The organism is Stenotrophomonas maltophilia R551-3 (assembly GCF_000020665.1).
Classification (GTDB): Bacteria; Pseudomonadota; Gammaproteobacteria; order Xanthomonadales; family Xanthomonadaceae; genus Stenotrophomonas; species Stenotrophomonas maltophilia_L.
On the sequence record NC_011071.1, the window covers coordinates 3,502,929 to 3,527,968 of the forward strand.

17 protein-coding genes are annotated in these 25,040 nt (G+C 66.7%); 7 read left to right on the plus strand and 10 right to left on the minus strand.

Annotation, left to right across the window (positions count from 1 at the left end; genetic code table 11):
• Window positions 1-47: 47 nt before the first annotated feature.
• Together SMAL_RS15940 and blaL2 are read right to left on the minus strand one after the other, a co-directional pair.
• On the minus strand, window positions 48-1,262 hold the full coding sequence (locus tag SMAL_RS15940) for a cation:proton antiporter (protein WP_012511906.1): 1,215 nt from the start codon (window positions 1,260-1,262) through the stop codon (window positions 48-50).
• Window positions 1,263-1,347: 85 nt separating this feature from the next.
• On the minus strand, window positions 1,348-2,259 hold the full coding sequence (blaL2, locus tag SMAL_RS15945) for a L2 family extended-spectrum class A beta-lactamase (RefSeq protein ID WP_012511907.1): 912 nt from the start codon (window positions 2,257-2,259) through the stop codon (window positions 1,348-1,350).
• 177 nt (window positions 2,260-2,436) lie between these two features.
• On the opposite strand from blaL2, the gene ampR reads away from it, so the two are divergent.
• Window positions 2,437-3,300, plus strand: coding sequence for a LysR family transcriptional regulator AmpR (gene ampR, locus SMAL_RS15950; RefSeq protein ID WP_012511908.1), 864 nt, complete (start codon window positions 2,437-2,439; stop codon window positions 3,298-3,300).
• Between the two features lie 92 nt (window positions 3,301-3,392).
• Here the strand turns inward: ampR and SMAL_RS15955 are convergent, their stop codons facing one another.
• The gene (locus SMAL_RS15955; protein ID WP_012511909.1) at window positions 3,393-5,258 is read right to left on the minus strand and encodes an ABC-F family ATP-binding cassette domain-containing protein; all 1,866 of its coding nucleotides are present in this window, start codon (window positions 5,256-5,258) and stop codon (window positions 3,393-3,395) included.
• A 336-nt stretch (window positions 5,259-5,594) separates the two neighbouring features.
• On the opposite strand from SMAL_RS15955, the gene SMAL_RS15960 reads away from it, so the two are divergent.
• Together SMAL_RS15960 and ybaL are read left to right on the plus strand one after the other, a co-directional pair.
• Window positions 5,595-7,982, plus strand: coding sequence for a TonB-dependent receptor plug domain-containing protein (locus tag SMAL_RS15960; protein WP_006386625.1), 2,388 nt, complete (start codon window positions 5,595-5,597; stop codon window positions 7,980-7,982).
• Between the two features lie 169 nt (window positions 7,983-8,151).
• The gene (gene ybaL, locus SMAL_RS15965) at window positions 8,152-9,852 is read left to right on the plus strand and encodes a YbaL family putative K(+) efflux transporter (RefSeq protein ID WP_012511910.1); all 1,701 of its coding nucleotides are present in this window, start codon (window positions 8,152-8,154) and stop codon (window positions 9,850-9,852) included.
• Window positions 9,853-10,345: 493 nt separating this feature from the next.
• Here the strand turns inward: ybaL and SMAL_RS15970 are convergent, their stop codons facing one another.
• Window positions 10,346-11,632 carry an O-acetylhomoserine aminocarboxypropyltransferase/cysteine synthase family protein gene (locus SMAL_RS15970; RefSeq protein WP_012511911.1) on the minus strand — a complete coding sequence of 429 codons (1,287 nt, stop codon included), beginning with the start codon at window positions 11,630-11,632 and terminating at the stop codon, window positions 10,346-10,348.
• Window positions 11,633-11,813: 181 nt separating this feature from the next.
• On the opposite strand from SMAL_RS15970, the gene SMAL_RS15975 reads away from it, so the two are divergent.
• The 3 genes from SMAL_RS15975 (at window position 11,814) to SMAL_RS15985 (ending at window position 14,778) form a co-directional block, all read left to right on the plus strand.
• A complete protein-coding gene (locus SMAL_RS15975) occupies window positions 11,814-12,551 on the plus strand; it encodes a winged helix-turn-helix domain-containing protein (protein ID WP_012511912.1) in 738 nt (245 codons plus the stop codon).
• A complete protein-coding gene (locus tag SMAL_RS15980; protein ID WP_012511913.1) occupies window positions 12,548-13,837 on the plus strand; it encodes an ATP-binding protein in 1,290 nt (429 codons plus the stop codon). The genes SMAL_RS15975 and SMAL_RS15980 overlap by 4 nt, the downstream gene beginning before the upstream one ends.
• Window positions 13,838-13,977: 140 nt before the next feature.
• A complete protein-coding gene (locus tag SMAL_RS15985) occupies window positions 13,978-14,778 on the plus strand; it encodes a MipA/OmpV family protein (protein ID WP_006386820.1) in 801 nt (266 codons plus the stop codon).
• A gap of 72 nt (window positions 14,779-14,850) precedes the next feature.
• Here SMAL_RS15985 and clpB read toward each other — a convergent pair whose 3' ends face one another.
• Together clpB and SMAL_RS15995 are read right to left on the minus strand one after the other, a co-directional pair.
• Entirely contained in the window at window positions 14,851-17,436 is a 2,586-nt protein-coding gene (gene clpB / locus SMAL_RS15990) for an ATP-dependent chaperone ClpB (protein ID WP_012511914.1), read from the minus strand.
• Window positions 17,437-17,617: 181 nt separating this feature from the next.
• Window positions 17,618-18,439 (minus strand): DUF3014 domain-containing protein, encoded by an 822-nt coding sequence (locus SMAL_RS15995; protein WP_006386823.1) that lies wholly within the window; start codon window positions 18,437-18,439, stop codon window positions 17,618-17,620.
• Between the two features lie 170 nt (window positions 18,440-18,609).
• Here SMAL_RS15995 and SMAL_RS16000 point away from each other — a divergent pair, with 170 nt between their 5' ends.
• Window positions 18,610-19,320 (plus strand): glutathione S-transferase, encoded by a 711-nt coding sequence (locus SMAL_RS16000; RefSeq protein ID WP_012511915.1) that lies wholly within the window; start codon window positions 18,610-18,612, stop codon window positions 19,318-19,320.
• Window positions 19,321-19,379: 59 nt separating this feature from the next.
• Here the strand turns inward: SMAL_RS16000 and SMAL_RS16005 are convergent, their stop codons facing one another.
• The 4 genes from SMAL_RS16005 to SMAL_RS16020 form a co-directional block, all read right to left on the minus strand.
• Window positions 19,380-20,987 carry a SulP family inorganic anion transporter gene (locus SMAL_RS16005; protein WP_012511916.1) on the minus strand — a complete coding sequence of 536 codons (1,608 nt, stop codon included), beginning with the start codon at window positions 20,985-20,987 and terminating at the stop codon, window positions 19,380-19,382.
• A gap of 745 nt (window positions 20,988-21,732) precedes the next feature.
• On the minus strand, window positions 21,733-23,451 hold the full coding sequence (locus SMAL_RS16010) for a thiamine pyrophosphate-dependent enzyme (RefSeq protein ID WP_012511917.1): 1,719 nt from the start codon (window positions 23,449-23,451) through the stop codon (window positions 21,733-21,735).
• A 129-nt stretch (window positions 23,452-23,580) separates the two neighbouring features.
• Window positions 23,581-24,438 carry an XAC2610-related protein gene (locus SMAL_RS16015; RefSeq protein WP_012511918.1) on the minus strand — a complete coding sequence of 286 codons (858 nt, stop codon included), beginning with the start codon at window positions 24,436-24,438 and terminating at the stop codon, window positions 23,581-23,583.
• Between the two features lie 36 nt (window positions 24,439-24,474).
• Window positions 24,475-24,957, minus strand: coding sequence for a DUF3574 domain-containing protein (locus SMAL_RS16020; protein WP_012511919.1), 483 nt, complete (start codon window positions 24,955-24,957; stop codon window positions 24,475-24,477).
• Between the last annotated feature and the right edge of the window lie 83 nt (window positions 24,958-25,040).

Below are 25,040 nucleotides of genomic sequence, written 5' to 3' on the forward strand. Positions count from 1 at the left end.
ACCCTAACGGCCATGGCCGGTGGGCGCAAACCGCGCACGCTCTCCGATCAACGTTCAGCCGTCTGCGCCACCGGCAACGTTTCGGTGGCGGCCACCGGTGCCGCCTCGCCCTCGCCCGCCGGCTCCTGTTCAACCGGATCGACATCGAACGGCGTGCGGAACACCAGCGACGGCAGCAGCGTGGTCAGTGCCGCATACAGCAGCAGCGCACCGAACAGTACCGCCGGAATCTGGAAGCGCTCGCGCATGATCGCCGCCAGCACCAGGGTGAAGATCAGCGTCGGGGCCAATGCCAGCGAGACCCGCAGGCTGCTGCGGAAGCTCTCGCCGAACATCACCCGGCGCTGCAGCCAGACCACGCCGATGCGCAGCGGCAGCACCACCAGGGTGATCACGATGCCCAGCCCCAGCGCCTCGAAGCTGAGTGCTTCGCTGGGCACCTTGGTGCCGGCGTTGAAGAAGTAGAACGGCACGAAGAACGAGGCGAACAGGCGCAGCGCGTGCAGGTTCTCGTGCGAAGCCAGCAGTGGCATGCGCTGGTGCAGCAGGCGGGCGACCAGACCGGCGATGAACGCGCCGACCAGGTAATACACGCCCAGCAGGTAGGTGATGTAGGCGGCGACCATGCCGACCATCACCAGCAGCGAGAACTCCGAGCCCGGCGCGTGCGGTGCCACCCAGCGCCCCAACGCAATGAACAGCAGCGGCAGGCCGATCATCATCGCCAGCAGGGCCAGGCTGGACAGCGCCATATGCCCCGGATCGCCGGCCTGCAGCACGATGAACAACGCGGCCAGCGCCAGCAGTTCACCGGCAATGGCCTTGCTGGTGACCCAGAACCGCTCGTCCTCGCTCAGGCCAAGCCGCGACAGCGAATCCATGATGAAACCGGTGGAGGGGGTCAGCAGCGCCAGCGCCAGCAGGCCGGCGGCCTGCCACGGCAGCCCCGCGTAGCGCCAGGCCAGCCAGCCGACCCCGAACAGGGTCGCACTGCGGATCACAAGGTGCGCCAGCAGCGGCCACATGCCCCGGCGCAGCGCCTGCAGGTCCACTTCCAGGCCGGCAAACAGGAACAGCGAGGAAATGCCCAGCGTGGCCAGCAGGCCGATCACCGCGTCGTGTGCCTGGTCGCCCAGCCAGAGCATGCCGATGATGCCGAACAGCAGGCAGGTCAGCGGCGCCGGCAGGCTGAAGCGCTGCAGCGCGCGCGGGATCACCAGCAGCGCGAAGATCAGCAGCAGGTAGATCAGCTCATGGCTCATGGGGGACATCCATGTGGTTCGAAGGCGCGCAGGATGCGCGCGCCCGACCGATCCGGCAAGCGACTTTTGAATGACCCCGGTTACCTCAACCGATCAGGCGATCGGCGATCCGCCCGACCTGCGCCAGCACCGTGGCACGTTGTTCATAGCTGATCGCACCCGCCTGCAGATAGGCGGTCAGCACCCACGGTGCGCCGCCGGCCACTGGCCACAGCACGCCGATATCGTTGCGCGCGTCTTCGCCATTGCTGCCGGTCTTGTCGCCGACCCGCCAGCGCTTGCCCAGGCCCGCGCGCAGGCAGGCATCGCCGGTTTCGTTGTCGATCAGCCAGTCGGCCAACTGCTGCCGCGAGGCCGGTTGCAGCACTTCGCCCAGCACCACCCGTTGCAGGGTCGCGGCCATCGCTGCGGGCGTGGTGGTATCGCGCGGGTCATCCTTGGCAAAGCTGTTCAGCTCAGGCTCGAGCCGATCGCTGCGGCTGAGCGCATCGCCACTGGCGCGCAGGAAGGCGGTCACCGCGGGCGGGCCACCGACCACGCCGAACAGCAGATTGGCGGCGGTGTTGTCGCTGGTGATGATCGTGGCACGGCACAGATCGCGCACGGTCATGTCCTTGCCGGCGTGGCGACGTGTGACCGGCGCATGCGAGAGAAGATCGGCATCGCGAACCGGCACGCGCGTGTCGAGCAACGCGGGTCTGCGCTCGGCCTGGCTGAGCACGGTGGCGGCCAGCACGCTCTTGAACGTGCTGCACATCGGGAAACGCTCGTCCTGGCGATGACCGATGCGGCGGCCGCTGGCGGTATCGAGCAGGGTTACGCCAAGGCGGCCCGCACAGGCTTTTTCCAGCGCCGCGAAGTCGGTGGCGGCGGTGATCGCAGCTTCGGCGGGCACGTTGGCGGTGGCCTTGCCCGTCGCACGTGCCAGCAACGGAAGGGCAAGCGAGGAAGCCACGGCGGCACCACTGAACTGCAGGAATCGGCGACGGGCGAGCATGCGGGGTTCTCCTGGGGGACCGTTCGATTATTGAAGCCTCGCACGCAGGCGACCAGCGCGAAAAATCAGCGGGAGGCATTAGATGGATTAATGGCTGTCGCGATCAACCCCTTAATTCTCCTGAACTGGGCGCGAGGCAGGTAGGATCAGTCATCACCCTGGCTCACGACTCCCCCGATGCTGCACCCGACCCTGCCGCTGAACGCCCTGCGTGCCTTCGAGGCGGCCGCACGCCACCAGAACTTCACCCGCGCCGCGCTGGAGCTGTGTGTCAGCCAGGCCGCACTCAGCCACCAGATCCGCGGCCTGGAAGACCGCCTCGGCATCCGTCTGTTCCATCGCCTGCCGCGCGGCGTGGCGCTCACCGAGGAGGGCGCGGCACTGTATCCGGTACTCAACGAATCATTCGAGCGCATCTCGGCCAGCATCGCGCGCTACACCGGTGGCCCGGCCCGTGAAGTACTGACGTTGGGCGTGGTCGGTACCTTCGCCACCGGTTGGCTGCTGCCAAGGCTGGCCGCGTTCGAGGCCGCGCATCCGGATATCGAGCTGCGACTGCAGACCCACAACAACCGCATCGATCTGGCCGGCGAGGGCCTGGACCTAGCGATCCGTTTCGGCGACGGCGACTGGCAGGGCCAGGCCTGCACGGCGATCCTCGATGCGCCGTTCGCACCGCTGTGCGCGCCGGCATTGGCGCGACGGCTGAAACAGCCACGCGACTTGGGCACGCTGCCGCTGCTGCGCTCCTACCGCAGCGACGAATGGCCGCGTTGGCTGCAGGCGGCAGGAGTGAGTGGCGTGGAAGCCCGTGGGCCGGTGTTCGATTCGTCGTTGACGGTGGCGATGGCCGCGGTCGGCGGTGCCGGCGTGGCGCTGCTGCCGCTGCGCATGTTCGAGCAGGAACTGGCTGAAGGCCGGTTGCTGCAGCCATTCAGCACCACGCTGGAACTGGGCCGCTATTGGCTGACCCGGCTGCGCTCGCGTGCCGAGCGCGAGCCAGCGAAGCGGTTCCGCGAGTGGTTGCAGGCGCAGGGATGAAACACGCGCGCCGTGGGTAGCGCCGGGCCATGCCCGGCGAGCGCAGCGGATGGAAAAAGCCCGCCGGGCATGGCCCGGCGCTACCCATGGAATCAGGACTCCAGCAGTTCCATCCACGCTGCCTCAGCTTTTTCCAGCTGCGCGGCGGTGGTTTCGCGGTCGCGGCCGATCACCGCCATGCGGGTGGCATCGGCGTAGTTGGCCGGGTCGGCCAGCTGCCGGTCCAGCTCGGCCAGGGCGCCTTCCAGCTCGGCCACCTTGGATTCGGCCGCGGCCAGCTTGTGCGGATTCACCGGCTTCTTCTGCACCACCTGCGCCACCGGCGCAGTCTTGACCACCACCGGCTCTTCCACCTGTTCCATGCGCGCCTTGGTGCCTTGCGCCTGCGGACGGGTCCGCAGCCAGGCGGCGTAGGCGTCGAGGTCGCCGTCGAACGGTTCGACCACGCCATCGGCCACGCGCCAGAAGGTGTCACAGACCAGGCCGATCAGATGGCGGTCATGCGACACCATCACGATCGCGCCGTCGAAATCGGCCAGTGCCTCAGCCAGTGCTTCGCGCATTTCCAGGTCAAGGTGGTTGGTCGGTTCGTCCAGCAGCAGCACGTTCGGCTGCTGCCAGGCGATCAGCGCCAGCGCCAGGCGCGCGCGCTCGCCGCCGGAGAAGCCATCGACCGGCTCGAACGCGCGGTCGCCCGGGAAGTTCCACTTGCCGAGGAAATCGCGGAACGACTGGTTCGGTGCGTCCGGGGCGATCTCGCGGAAATGCTCCATCGGCGACTGGCCTTCGTGCAGCGACTCCACCGTGTGCTGGGCGAAGTAGCCGATCTTCAGGTCCGGGTGCGCCATGCGCTCGCCGACGATCGGTGCCAGTTCACCCACCAGGGTCTTCACCAGGGTGGTCTTACCGGCACCGTTGGGGCCGAGCAGGCCGATACGCTGGCCCGCTTCCAGGCCGAAGCCGACGTTGTGCAGGATCACCGCGTCCTTGCCGTAGCCGGCCTCGACGTGGTTCAGGCGGATCAGCGAGAACGGCAGCTTGGCCGGCGGCGCAAACTCGATGCGGAACTCGCGCTCGGCGCGCACCGCTTCGGTGCCGGCCAGCTTGGCCAGGCGCTTCATGCGGCTCTGCGCCTGCGCGGCCTTGCTGGCCTGCGCCTTGAAGCGGTCGATGAAGCTCTGCAGGTGGGCGCGCTCGGCCTGTTCCTTCTCGTGCGCGATCTGCTGCTGGCGCAGCTGTTCGGCGCGCTGGCGCTCGAAATCGGTGTAGCCGCCCGGGTAGAGCTTGGCGCCGCCACCGTGCAGGTGCAGGGTGTGGGTGGCCACGTTGTCGAGGAACTCGCGGTCATGCGAGATCAGCAGCAGCGTGCCCGGATACTTCAGCAGCCACTGCTCCAGCCAGTACACCGCGTCCAGATCCAGGTGGTTGGTCGGTTCGTCCAGCAGCAGCAGGTCGCTGGGCATCATCAGCGCGCGGGCCAGATTCAGGCGCACGCGCCAGCCGCCGGAGAACGAGGACACCGCGCGGTGGTGGGTCTCTGCCGGGAAACCGAGGCCGTGCAGCAGCTTGCCGGCGCGCGCTTCGGCGTCGTAGGCATTGAGCTCGGCCATCTTCGTGTGCGCCTCGGCCACCGCTTCCCAGTCTTCGCGGGCGGTGGCCTCGGCCTCGGCGGCCAGCACGGCGGCCACTTCGGTATCACCGCCCAGCACGAAGCTCAGCGCCGGGTCCGGCAGCGACGGGGTTTCCTGGGCAACGCTGGCGATGCGCACCTTGCCGGGCAGGTCGACGTCGCCCTTGTCCGCCTCCAGCTCACCCTTCACTGCCGCGAACAGGCTGGACTTGCCGGCACCGTTGCGGCCGACCACACCCACCCGGTAACCGGCATGCAGGGTCAGGTCGACATTGGACAACAGCAGCCGCTCGCCGCGGCGCAAGGCGAAATTACGAAGGGAGATCATCGGGGGAGGGGTCCATATAACCGAATGGAATGTGCTGGTGAGCACTGTTCCTGCGACGCAATTCTAACGTTAACGAATACTTGACGGGCCCCGGGATGCGCAGCGGCCGACGTTCCTCTCTCCCACGTTCTCGCCGCGCGCCTCCCGGGTCCCCTCCCCCGTCAGTGCCGATCCGGGCTAAATGGTTGCTGCTGCAACGTTTTTTCTGATGACCGGCATTTGACAGGCGCTGAATATCCCGTTAATTCCTGTATTGCGCACCGCAACAACCGCCGTCCGCCTCACCCCCGTGATGTCGATTCCGGTGCCGCCCCCGCCAACCGGAGCCCCATCCCGATGACCCGCAAGACCAGCCTGATCGCCGCCGCCGTCGCTGTCGCACTCGGTGGTTCTCCGTTCGTTGCCGCTGCCCAGCAGGCCGGCACCGCAGCCAATACCCTGGACACGGTGATCGTCACCGGTACCCGCGTGGCCGACCGCACGGTGGCCGAGTCGCAGTCGCCGATCGACATCATCACCCCCGAAGCCCTGCAGTCCACCGGCACCAGCGAGCTGGCCACCGCGCTGTCGCGCGCCCTGCCCTCGCTGAACTTCCCGCGCCCTGCCCTGACCGATGGCACCAGCGGCGTGCGCCCGGCGCAGCTGCGCGGCCTGTCGCCGGACCAGGTGCTGGTGCTGGTCGACGGCAAGCGCCGCCACACCTCGGCGATGATCAACGTCAACGGCAGCATCGGCCGTGGCTCGTCGGCCGTGGACATCAATGCGATCCCGATCGCCGCCATCGAGCGCGTGGAAGTGCTGCGTGACGGTGCGTCGGCGCAGTACGGCTCGGACGCCATCGCCGGCGTCATCAACATCGTGCTCAAGGGCAGCGGCAGTGGCGGCAGCCTGGCGGTGGACTACGGCCAGTACTCCGCTGGTGACGGCAACAAGTACCAGCTCTCCGGCGATACCGGCGTCGAGTTCGGCAACGGCCGTGGCCGCGTGCACGTGGCCGGCCAGATCAGCCAGCAGGACGAAAGCAACCGCGCCGGCCCGTATCGCGGCAGCACCCCGAACACCGGCAACTACCCGAGCATCGGCCAGAAGACCTTCATCGTCGGCGACCCGCGCGTGGACGCCACCGCCGCCTCGGTCAACGCCAGCTTCGATTTCAGCGACCACGTGACCGGCTATGCCAGCGCGCTGCTCAGCAACCGCGACATCACCTCGTTCGCGTTCTACCGCTCGCGCAACCATCTGAACCAGACCGCGCTGCTGGCGCAGACCTATCCGGACGGCTTCGTGCCGGAGATCAACCAGTACTCCAAGGACCGCTCGCTGGTGGCCGGGGTCAAGGGCAACACCGACAGCGGCTGGACCTGGGACCTGAGCCTGAACCACGGCGAGAACACCCTCGACTTCCACACCCGCAACAGCATCAACTACAGCCTGGGTGCGACCAGCCCGCGCTCGTTCTACGACGGCACGCTGAAGTACCAGCAGGACATCTTCAACGCCGATCTGACCAAGTCGCTGGACTGGGGCCTGGCCTACCCGGTCACGCTGTCCTTCGGCGGTGAGTACCGCAAGGAAAAGTGGGACCAGAAGCCGGGCGAACTGAACTCTTACACCGGCAGCGGCGCACAGGGCTTCGGTGGCTTCACCCCCACCAATGAAGTGCATGCCGACCGCCACAACTACGCGGTCTATGCGGGCCTGGAAGCGGACCTGACCGAGAAGTTCTCGGCCGGCATCACCGGCCGCTACGAGGACTACTCGGACTTCGGCGACCGCTTCTCCGGCAAGCTGTCGGCACGCTACGCGTTCACCGACAAGGTCGCGCTGCGTGCCACCGCCTCCAGCGGCTTCCGTGCACCGTCGCTGGCGCAGCAGGGCTACCAGGCGGTGACCAGCCAGTTCACCAACGGCGTGTTCGTCGAGCGCGGCACCTTCCCCACCACCAGCCAGGCCGCGCAGGCGCTGGGCGCTTCGCCGCTGAAGGCCGAGACCTCCACCTCCTACAGCCTGGGCCTGGTGCTGCAGCCGGTCGACCGCCTGTACATCACCGTCGACGCCTACCAGATCGACATCGATGACCGCATCGCATTGTCGTCCAGCATCACCACCAACGCCGCCACCAGCGCGCTGCTGGGCACCCTGGGCCTGCCGCAGGTGACCGCGTTCTCGTACTTCACCAATGGCCTGGATACGCGTACCCGTGGCGTCGACTTCGTCTCCAGCTACACGGTGCCGTTCAGCGCCAGCAGCCTGGAACTGACCGCTGCGTACAGCTACAACGACACTGAAGTGCGCCGCGTCGGCGGCACCCCGGCGGTGTTCGGCACGCTGGGCCTGAACCAGTCGCTGATCGGCCGCGATGAAATCGGCCGCATCGAGGACAGCTACCCGCGCGACAAGGCGATCCTGAGCGGCACCTGGCGTTCGGATCACTGGGAGCTGGGCCTGGCGGCGACCCGCTACGGCAAGTTCACCGTGCGCAACTCGGCCACCGCGCTGCGCGACCAGACCTACGGCGACGCCTGGGTGGTGGATGCCTCGGCCAGCTACAAGCCGAGCAGCAACTGGACCCTGACCGTGGGCGCCGACAACCTGCTGGACAAGTACCCGGACCGCACCGAAGACCTGCAGAACTCCACCTTCGGCATGCTGCCGTACAGCAACTACTCGCCGTTCGGCTTCAACGGCGCGTACGTGTACGGCCGGGTCAAGTACACCTGGTAAGCGCTGGCGGGCGCCTCTCTGGTAGTGCCGGCCGCTGGCCGGCAACTCCCTGGTGGGGTCAGATCCTTTTTCCTGCGGGAGAGGGATCTGACCCCATTCGCATTTAAGGTTTGCCGTATCTGGCGTCATCGGTGAAAATCGGGATACCCCCGTTTTTCTGCGAGAGCCGATGCACCATGACACCGACCTGATCAACATCGTTGCCGTTGGCCTGGGGCTCGCCTTCATCTTTGGCGCGCTGGCCAACAAGCTGCGTTTGTCTCCGCTGGTCGGTTACCTGGTTGCTGGCATCTGTGTAGGTCCGTTCACCCCCGGCTTCGTCGCCGACCAGGCGCTGGCCAACCAGCTGGCCGAGCTGGGCGTGATGCTGCTGATGTTCGGCGTCGGCCTGCACTTCTCGCTGAAGGACCTGATGGCGGTCAAGGCCATCGCCATTCCCGGTGCGATCGGCCAGATCCTGGTCGCCACCCTGCTCGGCTGGGGCCTGGCAGCCTTGATGGGTTGGCCGGTCATCCACGGCATCGTGTTCGGTTTTGCGCTGGCCACCGCCAGTACCGTGGTGCTGCTGCGGGCGATGGAAGAGCGGCGCCTGCTGGAAACCCAGCGCGGCAAGATCGCGGTCGGCTGGCTGATCGTCGAAGACCTGGCCTGCGTGCTGGCACTGGTGATGATGCCGGTGATGGCCGGCGTGTTCGGCCCCGATGCCGCCAACGAAACCCATACCTTCGGCAGCGTGCTGGCCAGCATCGGCTGGACCTTCGTGCAGCTGGGCCTGTTCGTTGCGGTGATGCTGGTGGTCGGCCGCCGGGTCATTCCGTGGATCCTCGAACGCATTGCAGGTACCGGTTCGCGCGAGCTGTTCACCCTGTCGGTGCTGGCAATCGCGCTGGGCGTGGCATTCGGCTCGGCGATGCTGTTCGGCGTGTCCTTCGCGCTGGGCGCGTTCTTCGCCGGCATGCTGCTCAACGAATCCGAACTCAGCCACAAGGCGGCCAACGATTCACTGCCGCTGCGCGATGCGTTCGCAGTGCTGTTCTTCGTCTCGGTGGGCATGCTGTTCAACCCCAGCATCCTGATCGAGCACCCGTGGCAGGTGCTGGCCACCGCCGCGATCATCATGTTCGGCAAGTCCGCCGCCGCGTTCTTCATCGTGCGCGCGTTCGGCCACCCTACCGGTACCGCACTGACCATCTCGGCCAGCCTGGCGCAGATCGGTGAGTTCGCCTTCATCATCGCCGGCCTCGGCGTGACCCTGAAGATCCTGCCGCCCACCGGGCAGGCTTTGGTGCTGGCCGGCGCGCTGATCTCGATCATGCTCAACCCGCTGGTGTTCGGCCTGCTCGACCGTTGGCTGATGAAGCACCAGGAAACCACGCCGGCCGCAGTGGAAACCGAATTGCCGCCCGGGCCGTCGCTGGACCTGCACGACCACGCCATCGTCATCGGCTACGGTCGTGTTGGCAGTGCGCTGGCGCAGGTGCTGCGCGACCGCGGCGTGCCGGTGATGATCATCGACGACAACAAGGAGCATGTTGCCGAAGCGCATGCGGCCGGCCTGCCCGGCATCCGCGGCAGTGCCGCCTCGGACAAGGTGCTGGCCGAAGCCCATCCCGAGCGCGCCAAGATCGCCGTGCTGGCGATCCCGCAACCGCTGGAAGCCGGCGAGACCCTGGCCAAACTGCGTGCGCTGAACCCGAATCTGACCCTGCTGGCGCGAGCACACAGCGATGCAGAGGTGAAGCACCTGCTGGAGCATGGTGCCGATGGCACGGTGATGGCCGAGCGAGAGCTGGCCTATTCGCTGGCAGAGATGGTGATGGCCACGCCGCCGTATCGCAACCTGGGCCAGCACAGCATTCCTGTGGTGTGAGAGTTCTGCGGCAGGGCTGCGCCCTGCACCCGCCGAAACAACGGCAACGGCAAAAGCTGGCATTCCGTGGGATGGCGCGGTGGGTCCGGTTGCAGGGGACGCCGTGAATCCCCAGGCCGGCCCAGCCGCTGGCGGCTGTGCGTTCGGGCGCTTGCGAAGCAGTGCTTCGCAAGCAAAGCTCCCTCACCCATGGAGGCTCGGTCGCGCCATCCATGGCGCTCACGCCCCTGCAACCGGACCCACCCCGCCTTCGACAATTTCCTACTGCTGTTGGTAGGTGTCGACCTTGGTCGACACGGCGGCGCATGCGGTCAGATCCGTTCTCCGCAGGAAAACGGATCTGACCCCGGAAACAAAAAAATCCCCGGTCGACCCGCATCGACCGGGGATCTGGATCGCCACGTTGCCATTGCCTTGGAGAGGCAGCTCCACCGTAGCGCATTGGGTGACCGGTGGTGATCGCCTGTGGCGATGAGGACCAAGCGCGTGGCTATCAGGCGCCGGCCAGGGCCTGCTCCAGGTCGGCACGCAGGTCGCCGATGTGCTCGATGCCGATCGACAGCCGCACAGTGTCTTCGCTGACACCGGCCCTGGCCAGCTCGGCGGCGTCCAGCTGGCGATGGGTGGTCGAGGCCGGATGGGTGGCCAGTGACTTCGCATCGCCCAGGTTGACCAGGCGGGTGAACAGCTTCAGCGCATCGAGGAAACGTGCACCCGCCTCACGGCCGCCCGGCAAGCCAAAGGTCAGTACGCCCGAGCCGTGCCCGCCCAGGTAGCGTTGCGCGGCGGCATGCTCGGGGTCGTCGGCCAGCCCGGCATAGCGCACCCAGGCGACCTTTGCGTGCGCCTGCAGGAACTGTGCGACCGCCAGCGCGTTGGCGTTGATGCGCTCCATGCGCAGGGCCAGGGTTTCGATGCCCTGCAGGATCAGGAACGCATTGAACGGCGACAGCGCCGCGCCGGTATTGCGCAGCGGCACCACCCGCGCGCGGCCGATGTAGGCCGCAGGCCCCAGCGCTTCGGTATAGACCACGCCGTGATAACTGGGGTCGGGCTGGTTGAGCCGTGCGAAGCGCTGGGGTTGTGCAGCCCAGTCGAAGCGGCCGGAATCGACGATCGCGCCGCCGAGGCTGTTGCCGTGGCCGCCGAGATACTTGGTCAGCGAGTGCACCACGATGTCGGCGCCATGCTCGAACGGGCGCAGCAGGAACGGCGTGGCCACCGTGTTGTCGACGATCAGCGGCACGCCGGCGGCATGCGCGACCTCGGCAATCGCCGCGATGTCGGTGACGTTGCCACGCGGGTTGCCGATCGACTCGACGAAGACCGCCTTGGTGCGTTCATCGATCAACGCGGCGAACGCGGATGGATCGGCCGGATCGGCGAAGCGGGTCTGGATGCCGTACTGCGGCAACGTATGCGCCAGCAGATTGAGGCTGCCTCCATACAGCGCGCTGGAGGCGACGATGTTGTCGCCGGCTTCGGCGATGGTCTGGATGGCGTAGGTGATCGCAGCCTGCCCAGAGGCCAGCGCCAGCGCACCGATGCCGCCTTCCAGCGCCGCCACGCGCTGCTCCAGCACATCGGTGGTGGGATTCATGATGCGCGTGTAGATGTTGCCTGCCACCTTCAGGTCGAACAGGTCGGCGCCGTGCTGGGTGTCATCGAAGGCATAGGCCACCGTCTGGTAGATCGGCACCGCCACCGCGCGGGTGGTCGGGTCGGGACGATAGCCGCCATGCACGGCCAGGGTTTCCAGTTGCCACTGCGGGTCGCTCATTGCGCCAGGCTCCATCCGGGGAAACGGCCACGATAGGCCAGCCGGCAGCGACCGCTGAGAGCCACTGGCGATGACGCCCGTACCGGTGGTTATCAGGTTGGCCGCGATTCAGGCAGCCGTCATGGGCCGTTGCTAGGCTTCGCCGCCGGGCGCTCCTGCCCGGGCACGGAGGCCCAAGCGCATGCAGTCATCCCCCTGGACACCCGCCGCCAGCGGCTCGCCGACCCCGGTGCTGCTGGTGGAGGACGACCGCCGCCTGGCCGAACTGGTCAGCGACTACCTGCACGAACATGGCTTCGCCGTGCAGCATGTGGCCCGTGGCGACCTCGCCGGTGCGGCCTGCCGCCAGCACGCGCCGGAACTGGTGGTGCTGGACCTGATGCTGCCCGGCCTTGGCGGCATCGATGTGTGCCGGCAGATCCGCAGCTTCTCCGATGTGCCGATCCTGATGCTGACGGCCTGCGAGGACGACATCGAGCAGGTGCTCGGCCTGGAATCAGGCGCCGACGACTACGTGCACAAACCGGTCGAACCGCGCCTGCTGCTGGCCCGCCTGCGCGCCCTGCTGCGCCGCCGCCACGGCAGCGGCAGCACCGGCTCACCCTGCCGGCTGATGCACGGAGGGCTGCTGATCGACCGCATGCAGCGCGACGTCCAACTGCATGGCCACGCGGTGGAGCTGGGTACCACCGAATTCGAGATTCTGTGGCTGCTGGCCAGCCAACCCGGACAGATCCTCTCGCGCGACCAGATCCTGCAGGCGGTGCGTGGCATCGGCTTCGATGGCCTGGACCGCAGCGTCGACGTCAGCATCGGCAAGCTGCGCCGCAAGCTGGGCGACGACGCGCGCGAACCTCGACGGATCAAGACCGTGTGGGGCCGGGGCTACCAGTTCAATCCCTCGGCCTGGTCGGCGTGAAGCGCCTGTTCCTGTGGCTGTGGTTCGTCACCGGTGCCTGTTTCCTGGTTTCGGTGTACTTCCTCAATCACATACTGGATGGCATCTACACGCCCGTGCAGGACCGCGTGTTCGTGCAGCAGGTGCGCGGGCAGGTGTACGCCCTGCGCAGTGGCCTGGCCGGCCTGGATGCAGAACAGCAGCGTGAGCGCCTGCAGCAGTGGCAGCCGCACTACGGCATCGCCCTGACCCTGCTCGACAAGCCTCCCTCGCTCGACCCGCAGGAACAGGTGGCGGTGCGGGCCGATGGCTTCATCGTGCGCGACCTCTACCAGCAGCTACTGCTGCCCATCGACGGCGTTGACGGCCGCTGGCTGCACCTGCGCCTGCCCGGTGCGGTGTCGATGACAACGTACATGACCATCGCTGCCTACCTCGGCATCCTGCTGCTGGTCGGCGCCAGCCTGTATGCCTGGGTACGCCTGCTCTGGCGCGACCTGGAGGCACTGCGCATGCATGCCGATCGCATCGGTGCCGGCGACCTGCAGGCGCGCGCGCAGGTGTCGCCACGCTCGCAGATCCGGGTCATTGTCGATCATTCCAACCGCATGGCCGCGCGCGTGGCTGAGCTTGTGCAGCGCCAGCGTGACCTCACGCATGCGATCTCGCATGAACTGCGCACGCCGATCGCACGCGTGGCCTTCGGCCTGGACCTGATGCGGGACAGCGACGATCCGGCACGACGCGTGCGCTTGGCGCAGGGGCTTCACGGTGACCTGGCCGAGCTCAACGGACTGGTCAGCGAACTGCTGGCCTACGAGCGCCTGGAACATCCCAACGAAGCCGAGCCCCTGCAGCGCATCGAAGCCAATGACTGGTTGCAGGCCTGCCTGGCCGATGCGCGCCGCGATGCCGAACGCGCCGGCCTGGTACTGCGCGTGCAACCCAGCGCACTGCCGCGGGTGGATGCCGAACCACGCCTGCTGCAGCTGGCGCTGAGCAACCTGGTCGGCAATGCGTTGCGCCATGCGCGTTCGCAGGTGGAAGTCTCGCTGGTTGGCGTTGGCGGTCGCGCCTGTCTGCGCGTGGATGACGACGGCCAAGGCATCGCCGAAGCCGACCGCGAGAAGGTGACGCGCCCGTTCACCCGCCTGGACGACAGCCGCAGCCGCGATACCGGTGGCTTCGGACTGGGCCTGGCCATCGTCAGCCGCATCGCGGCGCGCCATGGCGGGGAACTGCACATCAGCCGCGCCACGATGGGCGGCGCTCGCTTCGAAATGCACTGGCCGCTGGCTGCCAGCTGAACGCCCACGGGCGCGATTACAGTTGATTACAACTCCCGCACAACTGCGGAGGGATCGGTCGCCGGCATATCGCCACGCTGGCGACCCTGCAGCACTCGCCGGATGCGCGCGCTGCTTTCCTCCCATTGTCGAGAGATTCCATGTCCCAGCTTCGCCGTACTCCGTCCCTGCTCTGCCTGGCCCTGCTGCCGCTGTTTGCCGCACCGATCGCCCACGCCAAGGATGACCACTGGACCTTCGAAGTCGCCGCCGGTGCCGGCGCGACCCCGCGCTACAGCGGTAGCAAGGAGTACCAGGCGTCGCCCATGCTGTCCTTCGATGCCAAGTCGCCCGGTGGCTGGTTTCTGGGCACCAGCGGTGTCGGCTGGGGTACGGCCATCGGTGAACACACTCACCTGCGCGCCTACATCGGTGCCAGCGGCAGCCGCCGCGAAAAGGACTCCCCCCTCGGCGGTTCGGACTTCCTGCGCGGCATGGGTGATATCCGTACCCGTCCCCTGGTCGGCCTCTCGGCTGGCTATACGCTGGGAGAAGCCGTGCTGAGCGGCAGCTGGCAGTTCACCCGCAAAGATGAAGACAAGGGCGACAACGGCCTGGCCACCCAGCAGATGCAGCTAAGCCTGTCGATGCCGCTGTTCGATTTCGCCGGCGGCGTGGTCAGTGGCAGTGTCGCCACCGAATACGGCAATCGCGGCTACATGCAGACCTGGTACGGCGTGAGTCCGGAACAGGCGGCGCGTACCGGATTTGCCCAGCACAAGCCGAAGGCCGGCCTGGTCAGTGCCGGGCTTGGCCTGAAGTGGAGCCACCGCGTGGGTCGCAACGGCAACTGGTACATCTCGGCGGAAGGCACGCGCCTGCTCGGCGATGCAGCCGACAGCCCGATCGTGCAGAAGCCGAACCAGTTCGGTTTGATGAGCGGGTACACGCACCGCTTCTGAGGCGACGGCGGGTGTGACCCGGTGCTACACGCAGGAAACGGGGCGCTGCGACCAGGCAGCGCCCCGTGTGGATCACGCCTTGGCGAACACCAGGTGGCCGCCGTCGTTGCCGACTTCGATGGTATCGCCGTTGACGAAGGCGCCGGACAGGATCTTCTGCGCCAGCGGATTCTCCAGCTGGGCCTGGATCGCACGCTTCAACGGGCGCGCACCATACACCGGATCGAAGCCGACGTTGCCGAGCAGGTCGAATGCCGCATCGGACACCACCAGCTTCAGCCCGCGCTCGGCCAGCCGCTTCTCCAGGCCGCGCATCTGGATGCGCGCGATCTGCTTGATCTGCTGCTTGTCCAACGGGTGGAACACCACGATGTCGTCCAGGCGGTTGATGAACTCCGGACGGAAGTGCGCCTGCACCACGCCCATCACCGCCGCCTTCATCTGCGTGTAGGCCTCCGGGCTGTCATCGCTGCTCATGTCCTGGATCTGGTGCGAGCCCAGGTTAGAGGTCATCACGATGACGGTGTTGCGGAAGTCCACGGTGCGGCCCTGGCCATCGGTCAGGCGGCCATCGTCCAGCACCTGCAGCAGGATGTTGAACACATCCGGATGCGCCTTCTCCACTTCGTCCAGCAGGATCAGCGAGTACGGACGACGACGCACAGCCTCGGTCAGGTAGCCACCCTCTTCGTAACCAACGTAGCCCGGGGGCGCACCGATCAGGCGGGCGACGCTGTGCTTCTCCATGAACTCGCTCATGTCGATGCGGATCATCGCGTCGGCACTGTCGAACAGGAACTCGGCAAGCGACTTGCACAGCTCGGTCTTGCCGACACCGGTCGGGCCGAGGAACAGGAACGAACCGGCCGGACGATTCGGATCGGACAGGCCCGCACGCGAGCGGCGCACGGCGTCGGAGACGACCTTGATCGCTTCCTCCTGGCCGACCACGCGGTTGTGCAGCACCTCTTCCATGCGCAGCAGCTTGTCACGCTCACCTTCGAGCATCTTGTTGACCGGAATGCCAGTCCAGCGCGAGACGACCTCGGCGATCTCCTCGTCGGTGACCCGATCCTGCACCAGCTTGAAATCCTTGTGTTCTGCTTCCTGCGCGGCGGCCAACTGCTTTTCCAGCTGCGGCAGCAGGCCGTACTGGATCTCGCTCATCTTGGCGAAATCCTGGCGACGCTGCGCGGATTCCAACTCCAGCTTGGCCTGCTCGACCTGCTCCTTGATTTTGGTCGTGCCCTGCAGCGCGGCCTTCTCCGACTTCCAGATTTCATTGAGGTCGGAGAACTCGCGCTCCAATCCATCAATGTCGTTCTCCAGATCGGCCAAGCGCTGCCGCGAGGCCTCGTCCTTTTCCTTCTTCAGCATCTCGCGCTGGATCTTCAGCTGGATCACCCGGCGTTCAAGGCGGTCCAGTTCCTCCGGCTTGGAGTCGATCTCCATGCGCAGGCGCGAAGCAGCCTCGTCCATCAGGTCGATGGCCTTGTCCGGCAGCTGCCGGTCGGTGATGTAGCGGTTGGACAGGGTCGCCGCCGCCACGATGGCCGGATCGGTGATCTCTACGCCGTGGTGCACCGCGTACTTTTCCTTCAGCCCGCGCAGGATCGCGATGGTGTCTTCCACCGAAGGCTCACCCACGAACACCTTCTGGAAGCGGCGCTCCAGCGCGGCGTCCTTTTCGATGTACTTGCGGTACTCATCCAGCGTGGTCGCGCCCACGCAGTGCAGCTCGCCACGGGCCAGCGCCGGCTTGAGCATGTTGCCGGCATCCATCGCGCCGTCGGCCTTGCCGGCGCCGACCATGGTGTGCAGTTCGTCGATGAACAGGATGATCTGGCCTTCGCTCTTGGCCAGGTCATTCAGCACGCCCTTCAGGCGCTCTTCGAACTCACCGCGGAACTTGGCACCGGCAATCAACGCGCCCATGTCCAGCGACAGCACGCGCTTGCCGCGCAGGCCTTCGGGCACTTCGTCGTTGATGATGCGCTGGGCCAGGCCTTCGACGATCGCGGTCTTGCCCACGCCCGGCTCGCCGATCAGCACCGGGTTGTTCTTGGTCCGGCGCTGCAGCACCTGGATGGTGCGACGGATCTCTTCATCGCGGCCAATCACCGGATCGAGCTTGCCGCTCTCGGCACGCGCGGTCAGGTCGATGGTGTACTTTTCCAGCGCCTGCCGCTGTTCCTCGGCATTTTCCGACTGCACGTTCTCGCCGCCGCGCAGCTTGTCGATGGCGGCCTGCAGGCGGGTCTTGTCGGCGCCGGCGGCGCGCAGCGCCATGCCCAGCGTGCCGCTGTCTTCCAGCGCCGCCAGCACGAACCACTCGCTGGCAATGAAGGCATCGCCATTCTGCTGGGCCAGCTTGTCAGTGTGATTGAGCAGGCGTCCGAGGTCGTTGCCCATCGAAACGTTGCCAGCCTGGCCGGACACCTTCGGCAGCGCATCCAGTGCCTCGGTCAGGCGCTCGCGCAGCACCGGCACGTTCACCCCGGCCTGGGCCAGCAACGGGCGCGTGCTGCCGCCCTGCTGGTCCAGCAGTGCGCTGAACAGGTGAACCGGTTCGATGATGCTGTTGTCGCGGCCCACGGCCAGCGACTGTGCGTCTGCCAGCGCCTGCTGGAAACGCGAGGTGAGCTTGTCCATCCGCATTGCGAATCCTCATCGGTCATCAGGGCCGGCCCGCGCCGGCGATGCTGGAAAGATGCGGTTGCCCCACCCGGTTTCAAGGGTGGCTGCGACTGCACCCCGAGGCCAGTCAGCCTGCGGCCAGCATGCCGGAGCGGGTGTGGTCGGCGCGTTGATCCCGATCAGTTTCGCCCGCTGGATGGGCTCAGCGGGTGATCGCAGTACGGATCGCCCGCAGCTGCTGCTTGATGGCCCTTGCCTGCGCCACATCCATGCGCAGCAGGGCCTTCTGCCCGATCGAGCGCGACTGCAGGGTGGCGTCGACGAAGCGGTAGCGGCCACGCTCATCGCGTTCCACCAACGGCGGCTGGGCCGGCTCCGGGGTGTCCAGCAGGTGGTCGATCACCGCCACCAGACGGTCGTTGAAGTAGCCGTCGGGCCGGCCAAGATCGACATAGGCCTGCTGGATCAACGGATAGAAACGCTTGTAGGCGGTGGCCGTCGCCGCCGGATCCAGCGCGGTGAAGGCCTGCACGTAGGGTGCATAGCGCGCCGCGTTGCTGGCGGCGATCCGCTCGCCGCCCTCACCGGGCTCGACCTGCAGGCTGCCTGGCAGCGGCCGCGCGGCCAGCGCGGTGGGTGGCACGCTGGGCTTGTCCAGGTTGTCGACCTGGGTGACCAGGCGCTGGATCAGATGGTCGCGCAACAGCAGGGTCAGTGGCCCTTCGCCCTGGAACAGCTGGCTCAGCGCGCCCCAGGCAGCGGCATCGCTGTCGGCCAGTTTCGGCAGCGCTGGATCAGCGGCCGCCTCTGTCTCCAGCGGGTGCCTGATCGGTGGCGGTGCCGGGGCCGGTTGCTCGGCCGTCATTGGCTGTGGAGGTGCAGCGCTGCTGGCGGGAGTGGATTGCACCGGCACCGAAACGCCGTCCGCCAGGCTCTTCAGCTGATCGCGGAACAACCACCCGCCCGCACCGCCGATCACCACCACGCCCAGCACCCAGGGCCATACCGCCTTTCCACTCTGCATGATGCAGCACCTCGTTTTCACACGCATGGAGAAGGTGTGACCCCCCGTGTCTGCGAGGGTTCCCCCTTCGTTCGGCTGCGGTTTGGGTTGGGCAGGACATGCAGCCATGCTCACGCCTGCTTTGCACGCCGCGCGCGAGGCTGTTGCTCTTGTCGTGTGGAGACGTTGCCATGCAATACGCGCTGTACTACTGGACCGGCATCCAGGGCCGCGGTGAATTCGTACGGCTGGCGCTGGAAGATGCCGGCGCCGACTACGTCGACATGGCGCGGGTACACGGCGATGCAGTGATGCAACCTTTCCTTGATGGGAAAAGCGAGGGGACGCAGCCATTCGCACCGCCGTTCCTGAAGGCCGGCCGCCAGGTCATCGCACAGGTCGCGGCGATCCTGGATTTCCTTGGCCCGACATTGGACCTGGTGCCACAGGCGGCCTCGCGGCGGATGCAGGCGCTGCAGTTGCAGCTGACCATCGCCGATCTGGTGGCCGAGGTGCATGACACCCACCATCCGATCGCCGTATCGAAGTACTACGAAGACCAGAAGAGCGAAGCCAAGGCACGCGCCGCCTCTCTGCGCAGCGAACGGCTGCCGAAGTTTCTCGGCTACTTCGAGCAGGTGCTGGCCGCCAATGGCGGCCGCCATACGCTACGCGAGCATTCCTACGTGGATCTGTCGCTGTTTCAGCTGCTGAGTGGGCTGGATTACATGTTCCCACGCCGTATGCAGGCACTGGGCCAAACCCTGCCCCTGCTGCGTGCGCTGCAGGAGCGGGTGGCGAAGCGGCCGAACATTGCCGCCTACCTGGCCTCGGAACGACGGTTGCCGTTCAACACCAACGGCATCTTCCGCCACTACCCGGAACTGGATGGGGAGGGGTAGCGCCGGGCCATGCCCGGCGACCTCGCAGCCGAACGCCGGGCATGGCCCGGCGCTACCGATCACTGGGCCTTGTCACTCAGCGGCTTCACCGCCTGCTTCTGCAGCGACAGCAGGCCCAGCAGCACTGCCAGTGCCACGTAGGCGCCGGCGAACTGCCAGCTGATGATACGTGCCAGCCCTTCCAGCTCCCAAGGCAGGTAGATGCCACCACGCGGGTCCACCGAGTGGATCAGGCCGAACAGGGTCAGCACCGCGGCCACCAGCAGGAAACCGCAGGCCCGGCGCAGGCGGCCATCGACCATTGCCGCCACCGCCGAGATCCACAGCATCGAGGTGATGATGAAGCCATTGCCGAGGGTGAAGATCACCGCCAGTTCCGGCAGGCCGTGGCCGTCGAGCTTGGTCAGCAGCTGCGGCAGCTGGTCCGGCGCGATCCAGCCCGGCGCCTTGATCGCCAGCAGATAGGCCACCGACGGCAGGAAACCGAACACCATCGCACCGGTGTGGTGGCGCGGCGTGGCCTGGAACGCCTGGGTGGTGATGTCGATGGCCACGTACACGATGATCGGTGCCAGCACCGCCAGCGGCAGCCACTGCACCAGCCCGGAGATGATGCCGAGCATGCCGCCGATGCCGACGAACAGGCCGGTCAGCAGCGTGTAGCCGCTGCGAGCGCCCATGTGCTTGTAGGCCGGCTGGCCGATGTACGGCGTGGTCTGCGCGACGCCGCCACAGACACCGGCCACCAGCGTGGCCACCGCCTCCACCAGCAGGATGTCGCGGGTGCGATAATCATCGCCGGCTGCGCGTGCGCTTTCGGACACGTTGATGCCACCGACCACCATCAGCAGGCCGAACGGCAGCAGCAGCGGCAGGTAGGTCATCGCGGTAGGCAGGCCCTCGAGGAAGCCCAGCGTCGGCAGCGGCAGCACCACCTGCGGCGGCACCCACTCCGGCACGTGGAAGCCCGGTGCGCCCAGCCCGGCCAGGCCAAGGCCGTAATACAGCACGGTGCCGAACACGAAGGCCAACAGCACGCCCGGGCCACGCACCGGCAGCTTGCCCTTGGCGATCAGCACGTACAGCAGCAGGCCCAGCGTGGTGAAGCCGACCAGCGGCGAGCGCAGCGTTTCCAGCAACGGCAGCAGGCCCATCAGCACCAGCGCGATGCCGGCGATGGAGCCCAGCAGCGCGGCCCGCGGCAGCGCGCGGGTGACCGCTTCGCCGAAGAACGACAGCACGAACTTGAGCACGCCCATGATGACCAGCGCGGCCATGCCCAGCTGCCAGGTCGCGATACCCGCAGCATGCGGGTCCATGCCCTGCTGCTTGAAGGCGATGAAGGCCGGACCGAGCACCAGCAACGCCATGCCGATGCTGGTCGGTGCATCCAGGCCGAGCGGCATGGCGGTGACATCATCGCGGCCGGTACGCGCGGCCAGCCGGCGTGCCATCAGGGTGTACAGCAGGTTGCCGACCAGCACGCCGAAGGCGGTGCCGGGGAACATGCGGCCGAACACTACGTCGGCGGGGAACTGGAAGATCCCGACCAGGGCCATGGCGATGAAGCCGAGGATGGAGAGGTTGTCGACGACCAGGCCGAAGAAGCCGTTGAAGTCGCCGGCGACGAACCAGCGACGCGGTGCGGCGGAAGCGGGAGCGGACATGGAAGGGGCGGTGGGGGTGGGGACCGCCGATGGTAGGCCCAGCGGAGCCGGTGCGCCAATTCCGTCGTGGAATGATGGGTTCCAGCCAACGGCGGAGCCCCTCGTGGCTGGGGGTTGGTCGCGGACAGCGGGTTTATCGGAATGGGCCGTGCGGGGTGGCCTGCGCAGGACACGCCGTGAACCCGTCCCTGGGGGCTCGATGGCGCCATCCATGGCGCCAACGGTCCTGCGCAGCCCACCCCGCACAGCCCCTGACAGTTTCCTGCGCGTGCCAGCCACGGAAGAGAATCAAAAGATCAGAAGCAAAGGCAGGCGCTCGTTGTAGAGCCGAGCCCATGCCCGGCTGCTGTACGCGAAGCCTCTCAGCCGAGCATGGCTCGGCTCTACAGAAGATCATTTCGATCATTCCTGCGTTATCCACGCATGGCGTGGATCTACCGTGTCAACCAAGGTCGACACCTACCAACAGCAGCGATGATCTGTCGAAGGCGGGGTGGGTCCGGTTGCGGGGGTGTCCGCGGCATGGGCCCGAGGCATGCCTCGGGCGGGTTGGGCAGGACGCCCAACCCCGGTCTTGCCGTGTGCGCAGGACAGCGCACACGAGCAAGCCGCGGCCAAGCCCCCAAGGACGGGTTTACGGCGTCCCCCGCAACCGGACCCGGCCACTCCACGGAAACCCGTTTTTGAATTGGATATTGCTCTGGCCTCTGCGGGTGCAGGGCGCAGCCCTGCATCGACCAACCCCCTACTTCTTCAGGAAGTTGTCCACCAGCAGATGCTTCACGTCGTCGAAGCGGCCGTTCAACACCGCCTTGGCGGCATACAGCGCCGTACCGGCCACCTGCTTGGCCTCGATCTGCGGCGGCATCACCAGCTCGGCGCGGCTGGTGTGCACATCCAGCAGCGCCGGGCCGCGTTGGGCCAGGAAGTCCTGCACCGCTTCCTCCAGATCCTCGCTGCGGGTCACGGTGCGGCCGTGGAAGCCGATCACCTCGGCCAGGCGGCCGAAGTCCGGGTTCTTCAGGTCGGTGTAGTTATCCAGCAGGCCTTCCACCTTCTGCTCCAGCTCGACGAAATTCAGCGAGCTGTTGTTGAACACCACCACCTTGATCGGCAGATTCTCCTGCACAGCGGTCAGCAGATCGCCCAGCAGCATCGCCAGGCCACCGTCGCCGGACAACGAGATCACTTGCCGCCCCGGGAACGCCTTCTGCAGGCCCAGTGCCTGTGGCATCGCATTGGCCATCGTGCCGTGCAGCAGGCTGGTCAGCGTGCGGCGGCGGCCGTTGACGCGGATGTGGCGCAACACCCACACCATCGGCGAGCCTCCGTCGGCGGTGAACAGTGCATCATCGGTGGCGTACTTCGACAGCAGCGCGGTCAGGTGCTGCGGATGGATCAGCTCGCCCTCACCGGGCTGCTCTTCCTTCTCGCGCTTCTTCAGTGCCTTGTCACGGCGCTCGATGCACTCGTCCAGGAAACTGCTGTCCTCGCGCGGCGGCAGCATCGGCAGCAAGGCGTCCAGCGTCGGCGCGATATCACCGACCACGCCAAGGTTCACCGGATGGCGGCGACCGAGGTGGCTGCCATCGCGGTCGACCTGGATGATCGTGGCCTTGTCCGGGTAGAACTGGCCCCAGGCGAAGTCGGCGCCGAGCAGCAGCAGCGTGTCGCACTCCATCAGCGTGTGGAAGCCGGATTCGATGCCGAAGATGCCGGTCATGCCCATGTTGTACGGGTTGTCCGGCTCGACGAAATCCTTGGCGCGCGAGGTGTGCGCCACAGGCGCCTGCAACCTGCGCGCAAGTTCCAACAACTGCACATGCGCGCCCTGGCAACCGGCACCGGCATAGATGCCGATGCGCTTGCCCTGCCCCAGCAGCTCGGCAATGTGCTGCAGCTCGGTGTCGGACGGACGCAGCACCGGCTGGGTGTAGTGCACCGAGAACGGCACATCGTGCTTCACCTCGGTCTCGCTGATGTCAGCCGGCAGGATCACTACGGCGACGCCGCGACGGCTGATCGCGGCCTGGCAGGCCAGCGCCACCACGCGTCGCGCCTGTTCGGCACTGTGCACCTGCTCGCAGAACACCGTGCAGCTGCCATACACCGCCTTGAAATCCACTTCCTGCGGGAACTCCATGCCCAGCTCGCTGGTGACGATCTGGCTGGCGATCAGCACCATCGGCGCCCGGTTGCGGTTGCTTTCGAAGATACCGTTGATGAAGTGCAGGCCACCGGGCCCGCAGGAACCGGCGCAGGCGGTCAGTTCGCCACTTACCAGCGAATCGGCACCGGCGGCAAAGGCCGCCACTTCCTCATGGCGTACGTGCACCCAAGCGATCTCGCTGCCATGCATCGCATCGGTCACATGGTTGAGCGTATCGCCCACGATGCCGTAGCAACGGCGGACACCAGCCTGCTGCAGGGCGTCCACCACGATTTCGGCCACGCGCTTGCTCATCGGATACATCCTCGAACGGGGGAACGTTCGAGGCTAGACCTGATGAAGTGATGCTTCCGCAAAAAAAGGGGACGGAGGGAATTAAGTCGTTTGTGCCGTTAACGACTTAATTCCCTCCGTCCCCTTTTCTTAATCGTTGACGTTGATCCAACCTTCCACCGCGCCTTGCTTCGGGTTGCGGTAGCGCAGCTTCATCCAGCCATCCTGTTCATCCAGCATCTCCACACGGTCGCCTTGCACCAGATAACGCTTGGTGCTGGATGCACCGGGCCGGTCGAACAGGAACAGGCGCGCCGCCAGCACAGAGGCCTGCTGGCCACGCAGCGGTCCGTCGGCGGGTGCACCCAGGCCATCGGCGATGGCGCTCTCCAGCACACGACCAGTGGGATCATAGGTGCGCCAGACTGCCAACGGGCCCTGCTCGTCGGTCTGTTCCCATTGCAGCGCGGCGTTCAGCGTGTCGCCCAGCATCAGCACGCTCTCGCTGCGGTAGAGATAAAGCTTCGCACCTGCAAACCGGTACTGGTCGGCGTACCACATCGGGCCGCTGCGGCAGCTGCTGGTCAGGGTGCGGCTCAGACGATCGACAGTCAGCCCCATCAGGTCACCGCAGCTGTCCTTGCCGTGGGTGTCGGCCTGCAGCGCGCGGAACCCGGCACTGGACGGATCGAAGCGGTACACCGTCACCGCTTCGTTGACCATGCCCACCGAGGCGCGCGCGACCAATTCCGGGTAGCCATCGAAATCGACATCTTCAAGAGACCATCTCGAATTGCCGTCGGCATCGGCCGCGCCCTCAAGCGTCTGGCGCTTGCCTGACGGTGACATCTGCACGGCGATGCTGCCGTCCTGCTGGGGATCGGCGTGCGCCTGCACGTGAGCGGCGACCTGGAACCGTAGCGTCTCGCCGCCGTCCTCATTCGCCTCCGCCGTCGGCAGCCATAGGCCTGCCAGCAGCAGGCCCAACACGTAGTCCCTGTGTTTCATCGTCTATCCCTGTGGCGCCACGATGGCCCCTTCAGGTCAGAACGATACCTCGACCGGCTGCCGCGACCACAGCACCGACTGATGCTTGGTCTGCTGCTTCCACGCCAGGCGGATCGCTTCAATGTCAGCACGGCGCTGCGGGGTGTCCTCGTGCAGCACCACCAGCACCTTGGTGCGCAGGCGATTGGGCGAGGCATCGCCGCGGAACAGCCACTGGCCATAGGCATCGAACACGGTCAGGCCATCCGGGAAACGCGGGGTCACTTCTTTGTCCAGGAAAGCGCGCCACTGCGCCTCGCTGATGGTGTCGGCCTGCGGGCGGTTGCCGGCACCCTGCTCTTCACCCACGCCGAAGTACAGCTCGCTGCGCACCCAGCCGTGGCCGGCGGAGGGGCGGGCGGCATCGCCCTTCAGTTCGGCGGTGGTGGCCGTGGCATAGGCGCTGGGCGCCTGCGAGGACAGGCTGGCACAGCCGCTGGTGGCCAGCAGCACGGCGAAGACGAGGCCAAGGTGTTTCATCGGTACAGCTCCGGGGAAGGGGGACAGAGGCGAGCCGGCAGCGTACAGCGCCACTGGCCCGGCGTGCTGATGCCAGCAGGGCA

Coding starts and splice junctions, on each gene's coding strand:
- SMAL_RS15940 (WP_012511906.1), bottom strand. CDS start 1,262: ATGAGCCATGAGCTGATCTACCTGCTGCTGATCTTCGCGCTGCTGGTG.
- blaL2 (WP_012511907.1), bottom strand. CDS start 2,259: ATGCTCGCCCGTCGCCGATTCCTGCAGTTCAGTGGTGCCGCCGTGGCT.
- ampR (WP_012511908.1), top strand. CDS start 2,437: ATGCTGCACCCGACCCTGCCGCTGAACGCCCTGCGTGCCTTCGAGGCG.
- SMAL_RS15955 (WP_012511909.1), bottom strand. CDS start 5,258: ATGATCTCCCTTCGTAATTTCGCCTTGCGCCGCGGCGAGCGGCTGCTG.
- SMAL_RS15960 (WP_006386625.1), top strand. CDS start 5,595: ATGACCCGCAAGACCAGCCTGATCGCCGCCGCCGTCGCTGTCGCACTC.
- ybaL (WP_012511910.1), top strand. CDS start 8,152: ATGCACCATGACACCGACCTGATCAACATCGTTGCCGTTGGCCTGGGG.
- SMAL_RS15970 (WP_012511911.1), bottom strand. CDS start 11,632: ATGAGCGACCCGCAGTGGCAACTGGAAACCCTGGCCGTGCATGGCGGC.
- SMAL_RS15975 (WP_012511912.1), top strand. CDS start 11,814: ATGCAGTCATCCCCCTGGACACCCGCCGCCAGCGGCTCGCCGACCCCG.
- SMAL_RS15985 (WP_006386820.1), top strand. CDS start 13,978: ATGTCCCAGCTTCGCCGTACTCCGTCCCTGCTCTGCCTGGCCCTGCTG.
- clpB (WP_012511914.1), bottom strand. CDS start 17,436: ATGCGGATGGACAAGCTCACCTCGCGTTTCCAGCAGGCGCTGGCAGAC.
- SMAL_RS15995 (WP_006386823.1), bottom strand. CDS start 18,439: ATGCAGAGTGGAAAGGCGGTATGGCCCTGGGTGCTGGGCGTGGTGGTG.
- SMAL_RS16000 (WP_012511915.1), top strand. CDS start 18,610: ATGCAATACGCGCTGTACTACTGGACCGGCATCCAGGGCCGCGGTGAA.
- SMAL_RS16005 (WP_012511916.1), bottom strand. CDS start 20,987: ATGTCCGCTCCCGCTTCCGCCGCACCGCGTCGCTGGTTCGTCGCCGGC.
- SMAL_RS16010 (WP_012511917.1), bottom strand. CDS start 23,451: ATGAGCAAGCGCGTGGCCGAAATCGTGGTGGACGCCCTGCAGCAGGCT.
- SMAL_RS16015 (WP_012511918.1), bottom strand. CDS start 24,438: ATGAAACACAGGGACTACGTGTTGGGCCTGCTGCTGGCAGGCCTATGG.
- SMAL_RS16020 (WP_012511919.1), bottom strand. CDS start 24,957: ATGAAACACCTTGGCCTCGTCTTCGCCGTGCTGCTGGCCACCAGCGGC.